Origin of the sequence: Nocardioides terrae (assembly GCF_900112345.1) — a bacterium.
Taxonomy (GTDB): domain Bacteria; phylum Actinomycetota; class Actinomycetes; order Propionibacteriales; family Nocardioidaceae; genus Nocardioides; species Nocardioides terrae.
Genome location: NZ_FOLB01000012.1, coordinates 112821 through 133741, shown reverse-complemented (window position 1 = coordinate 133741; position 20921 = coordinate 112821). Strand labels below are relative to the sequence as shown.

The window sequence follows — 20921 nt, the reverse complement described above, 5'->3', positions numbered from 1 at the left end:
TCACCCCGGTCGAGTTTGAGATGATCTACGCCGCCGCAAACGCGGCCTGATTACTGCAAACCCCGAGTGTCAACCAAAGCGGGGGCAGACCCCCTGCGTCTAACCGCCGCTTGCCGGCCTCGCGCGTGGTCCCTCGTACCATCACGTTCCGCTTGGCAACGACTGGGCACGAGCTCGACGAGCAGGCCCGCACCCGCTCTCCGGCCATGAACCCCGACTGGACGCGCATAGATCAGACGCATTGCTGTCCCGGCTCGATACGGTGCTGCCGTGCGAACGATCGTCGGCGACTGATGGATGTAGTGACTACGGTTCTCGCCGTTGTAGGGGCCGTGACCGGCATTAGCGGCACCGTCGTTGCCGTGCTCGCGTACCGCTTCAGCGTTCGAACCTACGAAGAAACTGGCGTTCGGTGGAAAGTCGCGATGGGCGATCGGGCCCTCATCCTCAGCCACGGCGACCGGTTCGCGGGCTTTGTCGTCGAAGTCATCAACACAGGCCGAATGCCCGGAGCGATCCAGGACGTCAAAGTGTGCACGACGGACGGCTGGTACAGCGCCTCGTTCAGGTCCGGCGGCGATGCATGCCGAATCGGAGCTCAGCTTCCGATGACGATGGAGCCGACCGCCAAGGCATCGTGGTTCTTCGACGCTTCCGTCATCGACGCCGCGGTGGATGCCCAGGCCCGCGACCGCGCCCCCCTCATCTATGCCGTCTTGGAGAGTGGCGGCCAGCGAATCACGACGAACCCACCCGTTAGCGTCGGACGAAAGCAACTGCCGCCCGCCAGGCAACCAAAACCAAAGGGTCGCTGGCGTCATTGGCTCCGGCACCCGTTGTGGTCGCTACGAAGCCGAAGGCCGAGCAGGCGCCCTGCTGTTCAAGTGTGGCCGGCTGGGTTCGACCTGGCGATGCTGGATAAGGGTCTGTTCCCGATCGCGTTGCGCAACTTCGGCAAAGGGACAGCGCGGAACTTGCGACTGGACATGGTTCGCAACGAGAACGGCGTAGAGACAACCGTGCCGGATGTGGCCCCGCGCCATCTCAAACGGCTGAAAGGCGAATCAACCCACACCTTCATGTATCCGATCGACGAGGCTACACGGCCGGCGCAGGATGGCGTGGAGTTCTGGTGGCGCTTGAGTAGCGGCCAAGACACCGGCCGTCCGGGCTACGGCGTGCTCTCTCGAGGAGAACTCGAGCAAGCGCACGCATCATTGCGGGAGAGTGCGACATCGACCGGCGAGCAAGACGTCGAACGTGGGCTGGTAGCTGAAAGGGAGATGCCAGCGACTGATGTAGGTGACCGAACGGGTGAGTAGCGGTAACTGATCCGCCGCGACCGGTCGGCCCTAGGTGCGTCGCTCCGCCGCGTGTCGGTGTAAACCCATTCCGCATCCGACTCTGACGGTCGTCGCCTGCCTACGCGAAAGTTGACCCGTGGACCTGCTCGACCGGCTGCTCAAGGAGCAGCGCGAGGACGCACGTCAGATACTCCGCGACGCGCTCGATAGTGACGTGCACCAATTGGAAGTGGTGAACTTCAACGTCTTCGAGGTGGCTCTGGACCGGGATGCGAACGAGGCGCGGGTCTTTGATGTTCTCGACGGCACTGTCGACCCGACCGTGATGTCGCTGGACGATTTGCGCCGTCGTTTGCGCTGACCCACGCGCGTGTGCGACCCCGCGCGCACAGTTGCATCTAACCGCCGCGAGGCTGGCAGGTGCTCCGACGTCGAGCGCCGCCGGCGCGGGCATGAGATCGTTCCTGCATGGCAGCACAGCCCCCGCTTGGCCGGTTGGAGGTCGTCCGACCGCGAGACGTCTGGCCGCACGAGGCGCTCGACTTCACGCCGTGGCTACTCGCCAACGTAGACGTCCTGTCTGATCTCCTCGGCATGGACCTGGTCCTGGAGCGCGCAGAGCACCCTGTAGGCGACTTCAGCCTCGATCTGATCGGGTATGACCAGTCGACGAACGATGTGGTCATCGTCGAGAATCAGCTGGAGATCTCCGATCACACCCACCTCGGACAGATCTTGACCTACGCGGCCGGCACAGCACCGACGACGATCGTGTGGATTGCGACCGGGTTCCGCCCCGAGCACAGGGCGGCCATCGACTGGCTGAACGAACGGACCGACGACCACACTCGATTCTTCGGCGTCCAGATCGAGGTAGTCCGAATCGGAGCATCCGAACCAGCGCCAGCATTCAGACTCGTGGCGCAGCCGAACGACTGGGAAAAGACCGTACGCAAGACGACCGCGGCCGCCGGTGACGTCTCCACGCGGACCGCGACTTATCGACGCTTCTGGGAAGCATTGCTTGATCGCATCCGGGCCGAACACCCGGGCTGGACTCGCGGACGAACGTCCGACCAGAGCTGGGTCAACACAATGTCAGGCATGCCCGGCGCCGTTCTTTCGATGGCGTTTCGTCGCGACGGACTCGTGATGCAACTCTACTTCGAAGACCGCGACGCCAACGCCAACACTGAGCGGTTTGAAGCAATCCGCTCGCACCAATGCGAGTTCGAAGAGCACCTCGGCGCGTCGGCGATCTGGGACGACATGCCCGGAAGGAAGGCATGCCGAATCGTTGTCGTGTCCGATCAGTTCAAGGATGTGGCCGACGAAGATCAGTGGCCAGCGATGTTCGAGTGGTTGATCCAGCAGCAACTCCGGTTCCGTGCAGCCCTCAACGCGGTCGCGGCTGCGTCAGTCAACTGATGCGTCAAACCGCCGCGAATGCTGGATCCTGCGAGTTAGTCGTCACAGCCATAGCCATCGCTGTCGCGATCCAGGTCATAGATGTCGACGCCGACCACACGGACCACGCCGTAGACGTAGGCAGGGCCGTTCCCACTACCGCCACCGCAGTCGACGTCGCTGGCGATCGGGACACAACCGCTCGAGTAGTTCGAATCGCACCTAGCCTCTTGCTCGGGCGGCGCGGCTGGCTTGGGCGGGTCGACATGAGTGCCCACCACCTTTATGCGCGGAACCGGTGCACGTGCCACAACAGTGCGGACCAGTTGGCGTCCACGGACCACACCGTCCCGAAGGCTGAGTCGGTAGACCTTGACGCGAACGCCTGGTCGTCCACTCTGCTGGACCCGCATGGTCCCCTTGTCGAGTGACGAGCTCTTGATCGTCCGCGTTGAGAACGGGATCGCGTTGCGACTTCGAACAATGCGATTGGTGATGACCGGAGCCGACGGCGATGACGTGGCAGACGCGTGTGGCGATGACGAGCGAGCGCCTGTCGACGATGCCGCCGCTGGTGTTGAGTGATCGCCACTCTCCGTTGTGCTACTGGGGGCGGCTCCATCGCATGCCGTCGTTGCGACCATCAGTGCCGCAAGGGCCGCGCCGAGGCTTACCCAGCGGCGGATGTCGACGCCACCCGCCGCAATGTGGACTAGTTGTCGAAGCTTCACGGCGGTCCCTCCCCGAGTCGTCTCGCGCCGGGCAGTGCGACGGTGTGCCCATACGTGCGCGGACCGGGTGAGACCCTCAAGGCTTTACCTAAATCTGATCAGCAACCTGCGTCTGTCCGCCGCCAACCGGACACACTCTGTCACCGACACCACGCGGGACGAGGTTGTCGAGCAAACTCCGGACGGACCCTGCCGCACACGCTCCGGTCGAGTCTCCGTCAGTCAGGTCTTGTCTGCCTGACGCGACCGAAGATCGGCCAGCGCCTCGGCAAGGTCGGGGTGTGCGAATCGGAACCCGCTGTCGAGAAGACGAGCGGGGACTGCCCGGCGACCGGTGAGCGCGAGCGCGGGGTCGGTGCGCAGCAGCGCCGCTCCGAGATGTACGAGCAACGCCGGGGTTGGTGGCGCGGCGGGGCGCCCGAGGCTGCGGCGCAGTGCCGCCATCAGGTCCGCGTTGCGGACCGGTTCCGGACCGGTCGCATGCAAGACCCCTTCGAGCTGTGAGTCCGGCTCGAGGGCAGCGCGGACGATGGCCAGCCAGTCGTCGATGTGCACCCAGCTGATCCACTGCGTGCCGGGGCCGACGCGACCCCCGAGGCCCCACCGAGCCAGCCCCCACAATCGGTCGAGTGCGGGGGTGTCGTTGTCGAGGACGATTCCTGTGCGCAGCACGATGAGGCGTTCGGCGTTCGCGCCCTCGACCGCGGCCTCCCAGGCCCGGGCGACGCCCGCCATCTGCGGCGGCCCGTCGGCGGGCGGCGCCGACTCGTCGAGGACGGTCTCGCCCGCGTCGCCGTAGATAGCGAGGGTGCTGGCCTGTACCCACGCAGGGACGGGGAGGTCGAGCCGGCGGCTCCCTTCGACGAGTGCGCGCGTCGGGTCGACACGTGAGGTGGTGAGCAGCGAGATATTGGCCGCTGTCGGCCTTCGGTCCACCAGCTCGCCAGCCAGATTGACGACGACGCTGCCTTCGAGTTCCCTGCACCAGGCTCCGACTGTGCGGCCGTCCCACTCGACCTGTCGATGCGGACCCGGCCGCCTGCGACGCGTCAGGACGACCACCTCGAAGCCAGCGGAGGCAAGGTCGGCGCACAACCGACGCCCCAGCGCCCCAGATCCTCCTGCCACCACGACCTTCACGCGGAGGAACCTACGCGAAGCCCGGCACGCGTCTGCCGCAAGCCTCAGGCGGTGAGTTCCGCGCCGACGACGGCGTCGGCGAGCTTGCCGGCATAGATGCCGATCTTGGTCTCGATCGCCTCCAGGTGCTGCTGCACGGCGGAGAGCTCGGCCAGCACCCGGTCACGGTGGGCCTGGAGCAGGTCGAGCCGGTCGACCTCGTTGCCGTCGCCGGCACGCACGAGCGCCGCGTAACGCCGGATGTCGCGGATCGGCATCCCCGTCGCGCGCAGCCGGGTGACCATCTCGATCCAGGTCAGGTCGTGGTCGGCGTACCGACGATGCCCGCTCGCGGAGCGGGCGACCGGGCGCAGCAGCAGCCCGTCACGCTCGTAGTAGCGCAGCGTGTCGCTGCTCAGACCGGTGGCCTCGGCGGCCTCGGCGATGGTCAGTGCCATGGCGACGAGCGTACGCCGACGGGCGACCCTCGAGCGTCGGCGCTAGAGCTTCGGCACCAGCCGGCTGAGCAGGTCGCCCATCCGGGTCGCCGCCGCGCGCCCCGCCTCGAGGACCTCCTCGTGGTTGAGCGGCTGGTCGCTGATCCCCGCGGCCAGGTTGGTGACCAGGCTGATGCCGAGCACCTCCATGCCGGCCTCGCGGGCGGCGATGGCCTCCAGCGTGGTGCTCATGCCGACCAGGTCGCCGCCGAGGATGCCGGCCATCCGGACCTCGGCGGGGGTCTCGTAGTGCGGGCCGGGGAACTGCACGTAGACGCCCTCGTCGAGACTCGGGTCGAGCTCGCGGGCGATGCCGCGCAGGCGGCTGCTGTAGAGGTCGGTGAGGTCGACGAAGTTGGCGCCGACGATCGGCGAGGTGCCGGTCAGGTTGATGTGGTCCTCGATGAGGACCGGCGTGCCCGCGGACCAGGCCGGGTTCAGCCCGCCGCAGCCGTTGGTGAGCACGATCGTCCGGCAGCCCGCGGCGGCCGCGGTGCGGACGCCGTGCACGACGGCGGCGACGCCCTTGCCCTCGTAGAAGTGGGTGCGGGACAGGAAGACGAGCAGGTTCTTGTCGCCGGCCCGGATGCTGCGGATCCGGCCCGAGTGCCCCGCGACCGCGGCGGCGGAGAAGCCGGGCAGGTCGGTGGTCGCGATCTCGGCGGTGGACTCGCCGAGCATCTCGGCGGCGGGCAGCCAGCCCGAGCCGAGTACGAGCGCGAGGTCGTGGCGCTCGATGCCGGTCGCCTGGGCGAGCGCCGCGGCGGCCTCGTCGGCCAGCGCGTAGGGGGAGGGGTCGTACGACGGGTTGCCGGTCACGCGCGAGAGCCTAACGGGATCCGGGCTCCTCGCTAGAGGCCGGTGGAGCGGCACGGCCGCTGGCGGAGCGCGCCGACGTAGTCCTCGGGGGCGTCGGCCGCCTCGGCGGCGTTGGCGAGGGCGCCGATCAGGTGGGCCGACGGCAGGCCGCCCTCGTAGGCGTCGAGCACGTAGGTCCACGCCACCACGTCACCCGTCATGGTGTGCACCCGCACCTTGGTGCGCCGGTAGAGGCCGGTGTCGGCCGACTCCCACTCGTCGAGGTGGGGCTCGTCCTGCGGGGCCACGTCGTAGACCGCGACGAACACCGCCGTGAGCGGGTCCTGCACGATCGTGGGCAAGGCGCCGTCCCAGCCGTGCTCCTCGCCGCCGAAGGTGAGCCGCCACCCGGTCAGCCAGCCGGTCGTCTGCAGGGGGGAGTGCGGACACCGGGCACCCATCAGGGCCGGGTCGAGGTTGGTGCCGTAGGCGGCGTACGACGTCACGGCGGACAGCGTACGGAAGGCCGGTCCCCGCCCCGTCGGCTGCTACCTTTCCGTGTTGCGCGACAGCGTGGGAAACGGGGGAGACATGGCACGGTGGTCTCGGCTGCGACGGTCGTCGCAGGACGCAGCGAACGGCACATCGAACGGCCCGGCGAACGGTGCACCGAGCGCTGCGAACCGTGCGTCGAAGCGGACGACGGACGGTGCGCCTCAGGGGGCGTCCAACGGGACGCGGACGCGCCTCGACAACATCATGCGCCAGTTCGAGGTCGACGCCCGCCGCTACCACCGGTACTCCATCCCGGGCGGCGGCAACGAGCGCTTCGACACGATGACGGGCATGCAGCTGGACGCCGCCTCGACCCGGCACAGCCACCGTGTCGAGAAGGGCTTCTCGCTGCCCGAGACGAAGCGGCCGTTCGGGGTGCGTGCGACCCCCGCGCTCAACCGGGCGCTCGCCAACGCCGACGCGGCCGACGACGCGCTCTTCGTGACCGAGGCGAAGGAGGTCCTCGAGGCGCTGGAGCAGTGGAACGAGAACGGCGTCCTCGACGAGCGGATCGCGCCCCGCGGCGACGCGCTGCCGGTCAACCCGCTCGACCCCGAGACGCTCGCCACCTTCATCACGTCCCGGCACAGCATCCGCGACTTCGACCAGCGGCCGGTCGACCGGGCGCTGGTCACCGAGGCCGTCCGGCTGGCGACGTACTCGCCGTCGGTCTGCAACCGCCAGGGCTTCCGCGCCTACTACTTCGACGACCGTGCCGACATCGACCGGATCCTGGAGATCCACGACGGGTCGCGCGGGTTCGGCTCCCGGGTGCCGGGACTGTTCATCGTCACGTGGGACATCCGCGCGTTCGAGACGGCCCTGGAGCGCAACCAGGGCTGGATCGACGGCGGGCTCTTCTCGATGACGCTCCTCCTCGCGCTGCACGGCCTGGGCCTGGGCGCGGTGCCGCTCAACTGGTCGCGGCTCAACGCCGCGACCGACGAGCTGCGCGAGCGAGCGGCGCTGCCCGACCACGAGAACGTGGTCATGCTGATCGCCGCCGGCCACCCGGCCGAGGGCTACCGCGTGGCCCGGTCGACGCGTCGGCCGATGTCGCAGATCCTGCGCTTCGGGATGCCGGCGGACTGACCGGTCGGCGCCCGCGCCGGATGCTACCGGCGAGTGTCCGAGGCGACATGGGGCGCACGGCGGTCGCGCACTAGGCTTGCCGGCGTGACCCACTTCGATGTCCTCGTCCTCGGCGCCGGCCCCGGTGGCTACGTCGCCGCCATCCGTGCCGCCCAGCTCGGCAAGTCCGTCGCCGTCGTGGAAGACAAGTACTGGGGCGGCGTGTGCCTCAACGTCGGCTGCATCCCCTCCAAGGCGCTGCTCAAGAACGCCGAGCTCGCGCACACGCTGAACCACGAGAAGGCCAAGTACGGCATCGAGGGCGACGCCACGATGACCTTCGGCCCGACGCACGCCCGCTCCCGCCAGGTGAGCGCCGGCATCGTCAAGGGCGTCCACTTCCTGATGAAGAAGAACAAGATCACCGAGATCGACGGGTGGGGCACCCTGACCGGTCCGAAGGGGATCGACGTCAAGGGCAAGGACGGCGCCGTGACGTCGTACACCTGCGACAACCTGATCATCGCCGCCGGCGCCACCGTGCGCAGCGTCCCCGGCGTGGTGCCGAACGGCAAGAACATCGTCACCTACGAGGAGCAGATCCTCACCGACGAGCTGCCGAAGTCGATCATCATCGGCGGCTCGGGCGCGATCGGCGTCGAGTTCGCCTACGTGCTGAAGAACTTCGGCGTCGACGTCACCATCATCGAGTTCCTCGACCGGATGGTGCCGACCGAGGACGCGGACGTCTCCAAGGAGCTGCTGCGCCACTACAAGAAGCTCGGCGTCAACGTGATGCTCTCCACCGCCGTCAAGGGCGCCGAGGACACCGGCGACGGCGTCCGCGTGACCGTGGCGCCTGCGGGCGGCGGGGACGAGCAGGTGCTCGAGGCCGACAAGTTCCTGGCCGCCTTCGGCTTCGCACCGCGCACCGAGGGCTTCGGCCTCGAGAACGCCGGGGTCGAGCTGACCGACCGCGGCGCCGTCGCGATCGACGAGTTCTGCCGCACCAACGTCGAGGGCGTCTACGCGATCGGTGACTGCACCGGCAAGCTGATGCTGGCCCACGTCGCCGAGGCGCAGGGCGTCGTGGCCGCGGAGACCATCGGTGGCGTCGAGACCATGCCGGTGGAGTACGACTTCATCCCGCGGGCGACCTACTGCCAGCCGCAGGTCGGCTCGTTCGGCTACTCCGAGGCGCAGGCCAAGGAGAAGGGCTACGACGTCAAGACCGCGACCTTCCCGTTCTCGGCCAACGGCAAGGCCATGGGCCTCGGCGAGCCGGTCGGCTTCGTCAAGGTCATCGCCGACGCCACCCACAACGAGATCATCGGCGCGGCCATGATCGGCCCCGACGTGACCGAGCTGCTGCCCGTCCTCACCCTCGCCCAGAAGTGGGACCTGACCGCCGACGAGGTCTCCCGCAACGTCTTCGCCCACCCGACGCTGGGCGAGGCCGTCAAGGAGGCCGTCGAGGGCATCGTCGGTCACATGATCAACCTCTGAGCCGCACCCGAACGAAGATCGGCCCGCCGTCCTGTCCGCAGGACGGCGGGCCGATCGCCGTTGTCGCGCCGGTCACCCGGACCCGCTACCTTGCAGCCAGCAACGTCCGCCGCTGGGGAGCGGCACGCGGTGCTGTAACCGATCCGTGCTCGGGTCGTTGGAGTGGTTCGCGGGCCGCGGTCTCGCGAAGGTGCTCCTGTGCCGGTCACATCTTGGTAAATTCCGCGAACGCACACAGGCTGATGCTCAGGGGGAAGAAGCGTGGGGACATTGGTCGACGTGACGACCGCGCGCTGGTCGCCCTCCGATCCCGCGACGGCCGCCACCGTGCTGTCCTCCGCCGGCGGCACCCATGTCGGCATGGTCCGGCGGGTCAACGAGGACTCTCTGCTCATCGGGCCGCCGGTGTTCGTCATCGCCGACGGGATGGGCGGCCACGCCCTCGGTGACATCGCGAGCGCCCTGGTCATCGAGGCGTTCGAGCCCCTGCGCGGCCTCGACTCCGCCACCCCGGCCGAGATCGAGCGCGCCCTGGCCCGCTCCCGGGTGATGGTCGCGGCCATCGACGCGGAGGGGCTCGCCGAGCCCGGCGCCACGATGGTGAGCGCGTCGTACGTCGTCGAGTCCGGGCGCGGCTATTGGCTGATCGCACACGTCGGCGACTCACGAGCCTACGCCTGGCGCTCCGGTGCGCTGGAGCAGATCACCCGCGACCACTCCGTCGTCCAGGAGCTCATCGACGCGGGCCAGATCGACGTCGAGCAGGCCGCGACGCACCCCGAGCGCCACGTGATCACCCGGGCCATCGGACCGGCCGGCAACGCGCAGGCCGACTACTCACTCGTGCCGCTGGAGCGCCGCCAGCGGCTGTTGCTCTGCTCGGACGGGCTGACCAGCGAGGTCAGCGACCGGGCGATCTCGTCGATCCTCGGCAACGCCGACTCCGCCGAGGGCGCCGTCGCCGCGCTGGTCGAGGCGGCCGTCAACATGGGCGGCCGCGACAACGTCACCGTCATCGTCATCGACGTCGTCGACGTCGGACCGCCCGAGGCGGAGCACGAGGACACCGTTCCGACGCAGAGGAAGACATCATGAGCACGCGCTACGTGCCGGGGTCGGCTGCGATCCTGGTAGGCGACCGAGGGCTGGTCGCGACCGCACGCGAGAACGCCGACGGGCTGATCGCACTCGTCGACTCCGACCTCGTCGTCCTCACCGTCATCGACTCGCTGTCCCACGGTTCGCTGGCGAAGCTGCCCGACTTCGCGTGCGCCGTCGTCGACGGCGCCGACCTCCGCATCGTGGTCCGCGGCGGCTTCGTCGCCCGCGTCGGCTCGGAGAGCTGGACCGGCGAGGGCGTCGCGACCTGGCTGGAGCACACCGTGTCCGGCGGCGCCGGCAGCGTCGTCGTCATCGAGACGGCCGACGGCGAGGACGGGCCGGAGCTGCTCGTGACCTCCGGCATCGTGCTCGCCTCCCGAGCGACGTGGACCAGCGTCGGCTCCGGCGGGCCCACCCAGGCGCCCGCTCCGCGAGCGGAGGAACCGGAAGCCCCACCGGCAGCCTCGGCGTTCCCTCCTGCGCCGCCGACGTTCCCGCCGCCCTCGTTCCCGCCGCCCCAGGGGACCGAGCCGGCCGAGTCGGTCCCGCCGCTGGACTCGGAGGTGACGGTCACCGAGTCCGACCTCGAGTTCGACGCGATGTTCGGCGCGACGATCATGGGCCGTCGGCCCGAGGACGCCGCGGTCCGGGAGGAAGTGGCGGAGGACGGTGTCGATGCGACCGGTCTGCCGCCGGCGCTGCCCGCCGTGCCGCCCCCGCCGCCGCTGGCGCCGACCCTGCCGCCCCCGCCCACCTCGCCACCGCCCACCTCGCCACCGGCCAGCCTCGCCGGTGACCACGACGGCCGCACGATCACGGCCGCCCAGCTCCAGGCGCTGCGCGAGCAGGCCGGGGTCCAGGGGCATCGGGCGACGCCGCAGGCTGCGGTCGTGCTGCCCGACGGGTCGCGGCATCCCGTCGAGCCGCGGCTGCTCATCGGCCGCCGACCCCAGGCCCGGCAGGTCGCCACCAGCGACGTCCCCACGCTGGTGAGCGTCGACGATCCCTACGTCTCGAGCACTCATCTCGAGGCCGCGCTGGTCGATGGTCGGGTGGTGGTCACCGATCTCTCGACGAACGGCACGCTCGTCACCGCGCCCGGTCAGGCTCCTGACCAGCTCGTCAAGGGCGTCCCGACCGAGGTCGTCGACGGCACCCGCCTGTCGTTGTCGGACGAGCTGACCGTGACCATCGAGCTGAAGGCCGGTGGCTGACCTTGGCCGGTGCCGCTCCGCCCAACCTTCCTGGCTTCACCTTCATCGAGTCCATCGGTGAGGGTGGCTTCGCCGACGTCTACCTCTACGAGCAGCGCCTGCCGGCGCGTCGGGTGGCCGTCAAGGTGCTCAAGAAGGGCGCGGACGCGAGCGGTCTGGAGATGTTCTACGCCGAGGCCAACGTCATGGCCCAGCTCTCCAGCCACCCCTCGATCATGCCGATCTACCAGGCAGACGTGAGTGCCGAGGGGCACCCCTACCTGGTCATGGAGTTCTGCCCCGGACCGCACCTCGCCAAGCGGTTCAGGACCGAGCGGATCCCCGTCGCCGAGGTCCTCGAGACCGCGGTGAAGGTGGCCAGCGCCGTGGAGACCGCTCACCGGGCCGGCATCCTGCACCGCGACATCAAGCCGCACAACATCCTCACCAACGCCTACGGCTCACCCCTGCTGACCGACTTCGGCATCGCCTCCTCGGTCGGCAACGAGGGCGGCGCCGAGTACGCCATGTCGATCCCGTGGTCGGCTCCCGAGGTGCTGGCCGACTCGCCGAGCGCCGACGTACGCAGCGACGTCTTCTCCCTGGCGGCCAGCGTCTACTCCCTGCTGGCCGGACGCTCACCGTTCGAGGTGCCCGGAGCGGCGAACGACAACGCCACCCTCATCAGCCGGATCGAGCGGCAGCAGCCGGCGCGGATCCTGCGCGGCGACCTCCCGGACTCGCTCAACACCGCGCTGCTGCGGGCGCTGGCGAAGCGACCCGGCGACCGGCCGCAGTCGGCGATGGAGTTCGCGCGGGCGCTGCAGGAGATCGAGATCGAGCTCAACCGCCCGCCGACGCGGCTCGAGGTGCTCGACGCCGGCGGCCCCGCGGACCAGCAGGGTGCGGCGCTGAACGACGACCGGACGATGATCAAGCCGGTCTCGGTGATCATCCCCGACCAGATCCAGGGGACCGCGCGCCCGAGCGTCATCGACGGGTCCGCCACGATCGCGCAGCGCCGCTTCCAGCCGGTCGCGGGCGCCGCGATCGGGCACGGACCGGCGCTGCAGGTCGCCGAGTCGGCGTACGCGCCCCGGGCCGAGCACCTGCACCCGGGCGCCCACGACCAGCAGGACCATCGCGCCCGCCGGTGGGCGATCGCACTGGTCGGCGTCGTGGTCGTGGCGCTGGTCGTCTTCGGCGCGGTCTCGATGTTCAGCGGCGGCGACAAGCCCGAGCACCAGGCGGGTGGCTTCGAGCAGCCGCCGGCCGACGCCGTCGGTCAACCGGCCCCGGCTCCGGCCCTCTCCGCGAAGCGGCTGCCGGACGGGTGGCGCTTCTCGTGGGTCAACGCGGCCCCGGCGGAGGGCGACCTCTACAAGGTGGTGCGGACCCGCGACGGGCAGGCGCTCCCCGAGCAGCGGATCCCCGCGACCTCCCTCGACTTCAAGATCGGACCCGGTCAGACCGGCTGCGTCACGGTGACCGTGATCCGGAAGAACCTCACCCAGCGGGCCGAGGCCTCCCAGCCGCTGTGCCAGGTAGGGCAGTGACGTGCCGGTTCCCATTCGGAGCAGCAGGGGCGGTGGCACCGAGGAGCACCTGGTGGTCGAGTTCTGCGGCGAGGAGCACGTCATCCCACCCAGCGAGAGCTTCACGATCGGCCGCGACGGCGACCTGAGCGTCGACCCGGACAACAGTTATCTGCACCGCCGGCTGATCGAGCTCGGCTGGGACGCAGGGTTCTGGTGGATCACCAACGTCGGGAGCAGGCTCTCGGTCACGGTGAGCGGGGAGGTGGGCAGCCTGCAGTCGGTCATCGGCCCGGGCGCCCGGCTGCCGGTGGTGCTGCCGGAGTGCTCGATGCTGTTCACCGCCGGTCCGACGACCTACGAGGTCAACCTCGCCGCCCAGGTGCCCGTCTTCGACGCCGTGCACCAGGAGTCGAGCGAGCTGGGCGAGGTCACCCTCGGCGCGGTGGTCCTGACCGACAGCCAGTTCCGCCTCGTGCTGGGCCTGTGCGAGAACGTGCTGCGACGCATCGGCTCCGGCCCCGCCGACGTGCCCACCAACGTGGCCGTGGCCAAGCGGCTCGGCTGGTCGATCACCACGTTCAACCGCAAGCTCGACAACGTCTGCGACAAGTTCGACCGGGCCGGCGTCAAGGGCCTGCGCGGAGGCCCCGGCCGCAACGCGGTGGGCCGCCGGGCCCGCCTCGTCGAGTACGCGGTCGCGGCGCGCATCGTCCGGCCCGAGCACCTGCCGCTGCTCGACCAGCGGATCGTGGGGGAGGAGTAGACATGTGGTCGCCGTTCGGAGCACACGGACGCCGCTGGCGGCGCACGGCGTCGGCCGTCTCCCTCGCCGTCGTCGCGGGCGCGCTCGTCTTCGTCGCGCTGAACACCGACGGTGACCCCATCACCGAGGTCGAGCTGAACGACGGCAGCGTCTGGGTCACCAACGACAAGGACGGCCTCATCGGCCGGCTCAACCCCCAGATCCAGGAGCTGGACCTCGGGCTGCAGTCGCCGGGCGTCTCCTTCGACATCGAGCAGAAGGCGACCAGCCTCTTCACCGACTCCGTCGTCGGAGCGGACAAGACCATCGTCCCGATCGACGTCGCCAAGGCGACCGGCGGCAGCCCGACGGCGCTGCCCAGCGGGACCGAGGTGGCCTACAACGGCGGGGTCTTCGCCCTGCGCGACGCCGCCTCCGGCCGCGCCTGGGTCCAGGACCAGGACCTGCTCACCACGATCACGGCCAAGTCGAAGGACTTCGTCGCCGACGACGTCGTCGGCACCGCCGTCGGGGAGGACGGGACGGCGTACCTCGTCCACGAGGACGGCAAGATCAGCACGGCCACCTTCGAGCGCGGAGGCAAGCTGTCCAAGGGCGACGCCGGCGAGCTCCCGGCCAAGCCGGGCGACGAGATCGAGGCGACCGTCGTCGGCTCGACGCCGGTGGTGCTGGACAAGACGACCGGCCAGCTGCTGATCCCGGGCCAGGACCCGGTCGACCTGCACGAGAGCGACCTCTCCCACCTGCACGTCCAGCAGCCGTCCGCGGACGCCGACGAGGTCGTCCTGGCGACCAACACGGACGTCTTCCGGATCCCGCTCGGCGGCGGCGACCCGGTCAGCCTGCGCAACCAGCTGCGCCTCCCGGGCGCCATCGCCGGCGATCCCGCGCCTCCGGCGGTCGTCGCCGGCTGCGTGTACGCCGCCTGGGCCGATCCGACGCCGGGAGCGGCCAACTACCTGCGCGACTGCCCGGGCACCGCCGACGACGACGCCGAGGCGCTCGAGGGCGAGATCCAGTCCGGTGCCGTGCTGCGCTTCCGCGTCAATCGCAAGGTGGTCGTGCTCAACGACACCGCCAGCGGCGACTCGTGGCTCGTCCAGCAGCCGGGCCACAAGAAGGTCTCGAACTGGGACTCCATCAACCCGGAGAAGCAGAACAAGCCGACCCAGGAGCAGGTGACCGACAAGGTCCCGCAGCAGGAGAACCGGCCGCCGGAGGCGACCGACGACGACGTGGCCGCCCGCACCAACAAGGCGAGCATCCTGCCCATCGTCGCGATGAACGACCACGACGCCGACGGCGACATCATCACGATCAAGAAGGTGCAGCCGATCAACGGGCCCGACGTCGAGCCCAAGATCATCAGCGGCGGCACCCAGCTGCAGGTCACCCTGCACGGCACCGAGCCCGGGCTGGCGCGGCTGAAGTACACGGTCACCGACGGCAACGGCGGCGAGGACTCCGCCGAGGTCCGGCTGACCGTGCTGCCGAACGACGCCAAGGACCGCAAGCCCCAGCTCATGAAGGACCGCGATCCCCGGCTCGCCGTCGGCCGCGGCAAGACGTCGTCGATGTACCTGCTCGCCGACTACGTCGACCCCGACGGCGACGACCTCGTCCTCACCGACGCCCAGGGGGCGGGCGGCGACGTGGAGTTCCGGCCCGACGGCACCGTCCAGTTCACCGACAACGGTGACGGCGGGCGCGCGAAGTCGGTGTCCTACACGATCGAGGACGGCCACGGTGAGACGCTGACCGGCAAGCTCCCCGTCGACGTCAACGACGCGAAGAGCATCCCGCCGCAGCTCATCCCCGACCTCAAGTCCGGCGTGGCGAACACCCGAGTGCTCGTCCAGCCGCTGCTCAACGACCGCAACCCCGAGGGCGGCGGCGACCTCCTGCTCGAGAAGGCGAAGGTCCGCGGCGACCGGACCGGCACGACGCTCGACTACGACGCGAAGACCGGCACCTTCGTCTTCGCCGCCGAGAAGGCGCGGACCTACTACATCGACTACCGCGCCTCGAGCCCGTCGGGTGCCTCCGCCACCTCGTTCGTGCGCTTCGACGTGGAGTCGCCCCCGAAGGACAACCGCCCGCCGATCGCGGTCGCCGACAAGGCCGTCCTCACGCCCGGCTCCACGACGCAGGCCGACCTGCTCCTCAACGACATCGACGACGACGGGGACGTCCTGGTCGTCACCCAGGTCGGTGAGTCCAGCATCCCCGGCGTCAAGGTGTCGGTCGTCGACAAGCGGGTCGCGGTGATCAGCTCCTCGGCCGACCTGGCCGGCAAGGCGGCGACGATCCCCTACACCGTCTCGGACGGGCACAACTCCTCCGAGGGGTCGCTGACCGTCTCCCAGCGCAGCGGCACCCACGAGAACCGGAGCCCGGTCGCCAACAAGGACCAGACGACCGCCCGTGAGGGGTCGGTGGCCACGATCCCGGCGCTGGCCAACGACTCCGATCCCGACGGCGGCAAGCTGCAGATCGCCTACGTGAACGCGACGCCCGACAGCACGGGCGAGAAGCTCGACATCTGGGTCGCCGACGACGTGCTCCGCTTCAAGGCCCCCAAGCTGCCCGCCGGGAAGCCGAAGGTCTTCAAGGCGATCTACGGCGTCAAGGACCCCGACGGGCTCAAGTCCGACGCCGAGGTGATGGTCTTCGTCGTCCCGGACTCGGCCGCCAACAACCACCCGCCGGCGCCGACCCCGATCATCGAGCGGGCGATCGCCGGCCAGCCCAAGGTCATCGGCGTCGACATGGCCGGCGCCGACCCGGACGGCGACGCGGTCACCTTCACCAAGATCATCAGCGCCCCCAAGCGCGGCCGCATCCTCGACACCGGAGCCGACTGGATCAAGTACGAGGCCTACGACGGCCGCACCGGGACCGACTTCTTCCAGATCGAGGTCCGTGACAAGTTCGGGGCGATCGGCGTCGCGGCCGTCCGGGTGGGCGTCGTACCGCGGCTCGGGGTGAACCAGTCGCCGGTCGCGCTCGACGACTCGATCGTCGTGCGGCCGGACCGGCGCATCTCCGTCTACGTGCTGAGCAACGACGTCGACCCCGACGACGACAAGCTGCTGATCGGCGACCACCTCGAGGCGGCGAAGGAGCTCAACGCCCACCAGAGCAACGGCTTCATCTCCCTCGACGTGCCGGGCCTCAACGACGGCAAGCCGGTCACCTCGACGGTCGGCTACCAGCTCTTCGACGACGCGAAGGAGAGCGACAACGCGATGCTGCGCGTCGAGGCGCGCAGCGACGCTCCGGTCTACGCGCCGGTGGCGCGCGACGACATCGTCGAGCTGGCCGACATCGCGGGCCGTCCGGCCGGGACCGTCATCGACGTCGACCCCCTGAAGAACGACCTCGACATCGACGGCTCGCCCGACCAGCTGCACCTGCTCGGCTGCCGCGCGGACACCCCGGAGGGCTGCCAGGTCGTCGGCGACACCCTCAAGGTGACGCTGACCAAGAGCGACCAGGTGGTGGTCTACGACCTCGGAGACGACGACAAGGAGTCCGACGACACCTCCGGCGTGATCTTCGTGCGCGGCACCGACAACATCGCGCCGACGGTGAACTCCGGTGCGGTCCCGCTCGGCGTCAAGGCTGGCATGCCGCTGCCCATCGACCTCGGCAGCGTCATCGTGACCCGTCCGGGCCGCAGCCCCTCGCTGGCCCGCAGCGTGGAGCCGGAGGCGATCAACGGGCGTGTCGAGCCGGACCCCGACGTCGAGAACCGGGTCGTGTTCACCCCGGCCCGCAACTACGTCGGTCCCGCGTCGATCTCGGTCGGCGTCAGTGACAGCAAGGGGGGCGGCGACAAGCAGGCGCTCGAGTCGATCGTCACCATCCCGATCGACGTCAAGCCCACCACCAACGTCGCGCCCGTCGTGCGGAACGCGAGCGTCAAGGTCGCCCACGACGGCAAGCTCGAGCTCGACCTCGCGGGCCTCGTGCGCGACATCAACCCGAAGTTCAGCCCCGACGAGATGGCCTACTCGCTGGTCTCGAAGCAGGGACCGATCGACACCCGCCTCAGCGACACCCTGCTGACGATCTCGGGCAACGGCTCCGACGGCGGCGCCGGGGAGATCGTGTTCAGCGTCGACGACCGGGAGGGCGCGACCGTGCAGGCGACGATCGACGTCGAGGTCGTCGCGAGCGACCGACCGCTGGCCCGCGTCCCCACCGTGGAGCTGGAGTCCAAGAAGGACGAGAAGGTCGCCGTCGACATCGCGTCGTACGCGATCAACCCCTACGCCGACGAGGGCAAGTCGCTGAAGGTCCACAACGACTACGCCGTCGAGGGTGCGAGCGCCTCGGCGATCTCGAAGTTCAAGGCCGACGGGACCAGGATCTCCTTCATCCCGACCGGCACCGGTGTCGTGACGGTGAAGTTCACCGTGTCCGACGCCAGTGGCGACCCGCAGCGCGACGTCGTCGGCCGGATCAGGGTCGCCGTCGCGGCGGCGCCCGACAAGCCGACGCGTCCGGAGGTGTCGAGCGTCGAGGCCCGGTCGGTGGTGCTGTCGTGGCGCGAGCCGAACAACAACGGCGCGCCGATCACGAGGTACCACATCCAGGGCAGCAACGGCTTCAGCACCACCTGCGAGGCGACCACCTGCACGCTTGAGAACCTCGACCCCGGCAGCAAGTACTCCTTCCAGGTGGCGGCCGAGAACAAGGCCGGGACCGGCCCGTGGAGCGACCGTTCCGCGGCGGTCACGCCCAACAAGGTGCCCGGCATCATGACCCCGCCGCACGTCGACCCAACCCCGACGGCCCGCGACCAGCAGCTCAAGCTGAGCTGGGAGTCGCCGGAGAACGAGGGCGACGAGATCACCAGCTACGTCATCAAGTGGAACGGCGGCACCAAGACCGTCCCGCCGACGACGTCGACGATGATCACGGGCCTCGAGAACGGCGTCAGCTACCAGTTCAGCATCTTCGCGGTGAACTCCGCCGGCAACGGCTCGGAGTCGGGCAAGAGCGACCCGGAGATCCCGTTCGGCAAGCCGGCCCAGGGCGAGAAGCCCAACGTCACGCCCAGCGAGGCCAACTTCAGCCCGTTCATCAACGTGGACTGGGGCTCGCCCGACGACAACGGCGACAAGATCACCAAGTACGTCGTCTACTGCGACCGGTGCAACTCGGGCAAGTACGTCGTCGAGGGCACCTCGAAGACGTTCACCGCCGGGGACGGCATCCAGAACGGCGTCGTCTACACCTTCAGCGTCGCCGCGCTGAACCGGGCCGGCGAGGGCCAGCGCGGCCCGAGCGACTCCGCGATGCCCTACCGCCCGGCCGACCGGGTCCGGAACCTGCGCTACATCACCTCGACGGACGACCGGACCGCCAAGATCGCCTTCGAGGCGCCCGGCGACCTCGGCGGGCTGGACCTGCAGTACTACGCGGTCGAGGGGGAGGGGCTGGTCAGCCCGACCCGCCTGCAGAGCGCGGCCCCGGGCGGCGTCAACCTGACCTTCAGCGACAACGGCTACCACTCGATCCGGGTCTACGCCGTGACCCAGACGGGCCGGACCGGACTCGTCACCGGGGCCGACGAGCGACTCGGCGACGTGGAGACCTGGGGTCCGCCGGGGATGCCCACGGGAAGCTCGTCGGCCAGCGGGTACTACGGGGTGCGTCTGTCCGCGACCCGCGGCACGGACAACGGCCGGACGGTCACCGGCGTCGAGATGCTCGACGAAGGAGCCTGGGTCGACGTGGGCCACTACTCCGGCGGTGACACCTTCCCCGTCGATCGCGGCGGGGACGAGGCCTGCACCAGCTTCCGGACGGTTTCCGACGCTGACGACAGTCGTAGGTACAGCGCCGCGGCGAAGGTCTGCGGCAACTCGGAGATGCGCTCGATCACGGCGACCGGGGACAACGTGAAGGTCGACGGCTCCGGTTGTGGGGTCATCGACCTCTCCGGCGAGTGCAAGTACCGGAGAGTCGTCGTGAAGGGTGAAGGCTTCAAGGCCTCCTCCACGGTCGATCTCTCCATCGAGGGCAGCGGGGCCCTGGGAACATGCCCGACGTCCGTCGCGACCAACGACGACGGCGACATCAACCTCGCGGCGGGCTGTTGGTTCCCCGCCGACACGCGGGTCCACGTCACGGTCGACGGTGTCGGCGATGACATGGGCTGACGGCCAGCAGAACACGGATGAAGGAGACGGATCGGTGAGGATGTATCTCGGGAGCGCGGACGGCCGGTCGAGGCCGCGAGGTCGGCGCCGGCGGGGCCTGGCGTTGGCTGTCGCGGCCGGCATGGTGGGCACCGTTGGGTCGGCGGTGGTGCCGGCTGGTCCCGCGCGCGCGGCGGTCGCCTACGGCACGACGGTGACGCAGACGTTCAGGGCCTCCGCGACCCCCAGCTGCACGATCTCGCCGACCGCGGACGTGACCCGGACCGCGTCGCTGCCGCCGACTGGCGGAAGCACATCGCTGTCCGGGCCCACCGACGCTCGGTTCATCTACGCGAACGGAGACGCGGTGGCCGCCTCAGGGTCGGCGATGGCGACGAACGCCTCCGTCGCGACCGGCGGCGGCGGCCTGGCGTCGTTCGTCGTCGCGGAGACCGCCAGTGCGAGCCTTTCGGTGTTCCAGGCAAAGTCCACGGCCGCCTGCGGCAGCGGCGGCCTGCTCGCCAGCGCGACTCCGAAGCAGAGCTCTCTCACCGTGGTCCCGATCACGACCTCGGGCTGGCTGAACCTGGCCTTCTCGGCCAGCGGGGCCGGCGTGATCGGTGTGACGGCGGCGGTGGGTCTGGTCCCACCCGGTGGATCCGACGTATCGACGTACCTCTTCATCCAGCAGTCCGTCGGCTCGGTCTCCCGACAGGTCTACCTGCCGGCGGGCTGGTCGGTCGCGATCCAGCTCAACGTCAGCGCCGATGCGTCCCTGCGCAACCCGATCGACAGCCGTCGCTCCGCCTCCGTGTCGGCCACCCTTCGCGGCACCGTGACGCCGGTCGGTGCCGCCGTCACGGGCGAGCGTGGCAAGCGCCTGGCCCGGCACGCGGTCGCGCTGCCGGGAGCGGTGTCGTGCAGCACCGGCCGGGCCGGCGTACGGCTGACGAAGGTGGCCAAGAAGAAGGCCAGCTCGGTGACCTTCCTCGTCAACGGCCACAAGGCCCGCCGCCTGAAGCGGATCAAGCGCGCCCGCTCGCTGGCGATCCGGGTGCCCACCGCAGGCGCGATCACCATCACCGCGAAGGTCACCCCGAAGCACGGCAAGAAGGTCAAGGTCAGGCGGTCCTATGCCGCCTGCCGCTGACCTGCGCACCATCGAGTCTCTGAGAACACGAAAGGC

Annotated in this window: 16 protein-coding genes; 11 read left to right on the top strand and 5 right to left on the bottom strand. The window is 69.7% G+C overall.

Translation table 11 applies throughout. The features are described from left to right. The first annotated feature begins 332 nt into the window (after positions 1-332). From BM236_RS18750 to BM236_RS15715, 3 genes are all read left to right on the top strand, one after another. Positions 333-1322: a hypothetical protein gene (locus BM236_RS18750; protein WP_139230130.1), complete on the top strand. Its 990-nt coding sequence runs from the start codon at positions 333-335 to the stop codon at positions 1320-1322. A 118-nt stretch (positions 1323-1440) separates the two neighbouring features. After that, entirely contained in the window at positions 1441-1665 is a 225-nt protein-coding gene (locus BM236_RS15720; RefSeq protein ID WP_091125695.1) for a hypothetical protein, read from the top strand. Between the two features lie 107 nt (positions 1666-1772). After that, entirely contained in the window at positions 1773-2732 is a 960-nt protein-coding gene (locus tag BM236_RS15715; RefSeq protein ID WP_091125692.1) for a DUF4268 domain-containing protein, read from the top strand. A gap of 35 nt (positions 2733-2767) precedes the next feature. Here BM236_RS15715 and BM236_RS19620 read toward each other — a convergent pair whose 3' ends face one another. The 5 genes from BM236_RS19620 to BM236_RS15690 form a co-directional block, all read right to left on the bottom strand. Then, positions 2768-3355 (bottom strand): G5 domain-containing protein, encoded by a 588-nt coding sequence (locus BM236_RS19620; protein WP_425434205.1) that lies wholly within the window; start codon positions 3353-3355, stop codon positions 2768-2770. Positions 3356-3664: 309 nt separating this feature from the next. After that, positions 3665-4582 carry a TIGR01777 family oxidoreductase gene (locus BM236_RS15705; RefSeq protein ID WP_091125687.1) on the bottom strand — a complete coding sequence of 306 codons (918 nt, stop codon included), beginning with the start codon at positions 4580-4582 and terminating at the stop codon, positions 3665-3667. A gap of 44 nt (positions 4583-4626) precedes the next feature. Further along, on the bottom strand, positions 4627-5019 hold the full coding sequence (locus BM236_RS15700) for a MerR family transcriptional regulator (protein ID WP_091125684.1): 393 nt from the start codon (positions 5017-5019) through the stop codon (positions 4627-4629). 42 nt (positions 5020-5061) lie between these two features. Next, a complete protein-coding gene (locus BM236_RS15695; protein ID WP_091125683.1) occupies positions 5062-5877 on the bottom strand; it encodes a purine-nucleoside phosphorylase in 816 nt (271 codons plus the stop codon). A gap of 32 nt (positions 5878-5909) precedes the next feature. After that, positions 5910-6362 carry a gamma-glutamylcyclotransferase family protein gene (locus BM236_RS15690; RefSeq protein ID WP_091125680.1) on the bottom strand — a complete coding sequence of 151 codons (453 nt, stop codon included), beginning with the start codon at positions 6360-6362 and terminating at the stop codon, positions 5910-5912. Positions 6363-6615: 253 nt separating this feature from the next. Here BM236_RS15690 and BM236_RS15685 point away from each other — a divergent pair, with 253 nt between their 5' ends. From BM236_RS15685 to BM236_RS15650, 8 genes are all read left to right on the top strand, one after another. After that, positions 6616-7503, top strand: coding sequence for a nitroreductase family protein (locus BM236_RS15685; protein ID WP_091125678.1), 888 nt, complete (start codon positions 6616-6618; stop codon positions 7501-7503). Positions 7504-7587: 84 nt separating this feature from the next. Then, a complete protein-coding gene (lpdA, locus tag BM236_RS15680; RefSeq protein ID WP_091125676.1) occupies positions 7588-8988 on the top strand; it encodes a dihydrolipoyl dehydrogenase in 1401 nt (466 codons plus the stop codon). A 279-nt stretch (positions 8989-9267) separates the two neighbouring features. Next, positions 9268-10083, top strand: coding sequence for a PP2C family protein-serine/threonine phosphatase (locus tag BM236_RS15675; protein ID WP_139230129.1), 816 nt, complete (start codon positions 9268-9270; stop codon positions 10081-10083). Beyond that, positions 10080-11303, top strand: a complete 1224-nt coding sequence (locus BM236_RS15670; protein ID WP_091125670.1) for an FHA domain-containing protein — start codon at positions 10080-10082, stop codon at positions 11301-11303. The genes BM236_RS15675 and BM236_RS15670 overlap by 4 nt, the downstream gene beginning before the upstream one ends. A 2-nt stretch (positions 11304-11305) precedes the next feature. Next, positions 11306-12838: a serine/threonine-protein kinase gene (locus BM236_RS15665; RefSeq protein WP_139230128.1), complete on the top strand. Its 1533-nt coding sequence runs from the start codon at positions 11306-11308 to the stop codon at positions 12836-12838. 1 nt (position 12839) lies between these two features. After that, positions 12840-13583 carry an FHA domain-containing protein gene (locus BM236_RS15660; protein WP_217645370.1) on the top strand — a complete coding sequence of 248 codons (744 nt, stop codon included), beginning with the start codon at positions 12840-12842 and terminating at the stop codon, positions 13581-13583. 2 nt (positions 13584-13585) lie between these two features. Continuing rightward, on the top strand, positions 13586-19756 hold the full coding sequence (locus BM236_RS15655; RefSeq protein WP_091125666.1) for an Ig-like domain-containing protein: 6171 nt from the start codon (positions 13586-13588) through the stop codon (positions 19754-19756). 367 nt (positions 19757-20123) lie between these two features. Further along, on the top strand, positions 20124-20885 hold the full coding sequence (locus tag BM236_RS15650; protein ID WP_091125663.1) for a hypothetical protein: 762 nt from the start codon (positions 20124-20126) through the stop codon (positions 20883-20885). Positions 20886-20921: the final 36 nt, after the last annotated feature.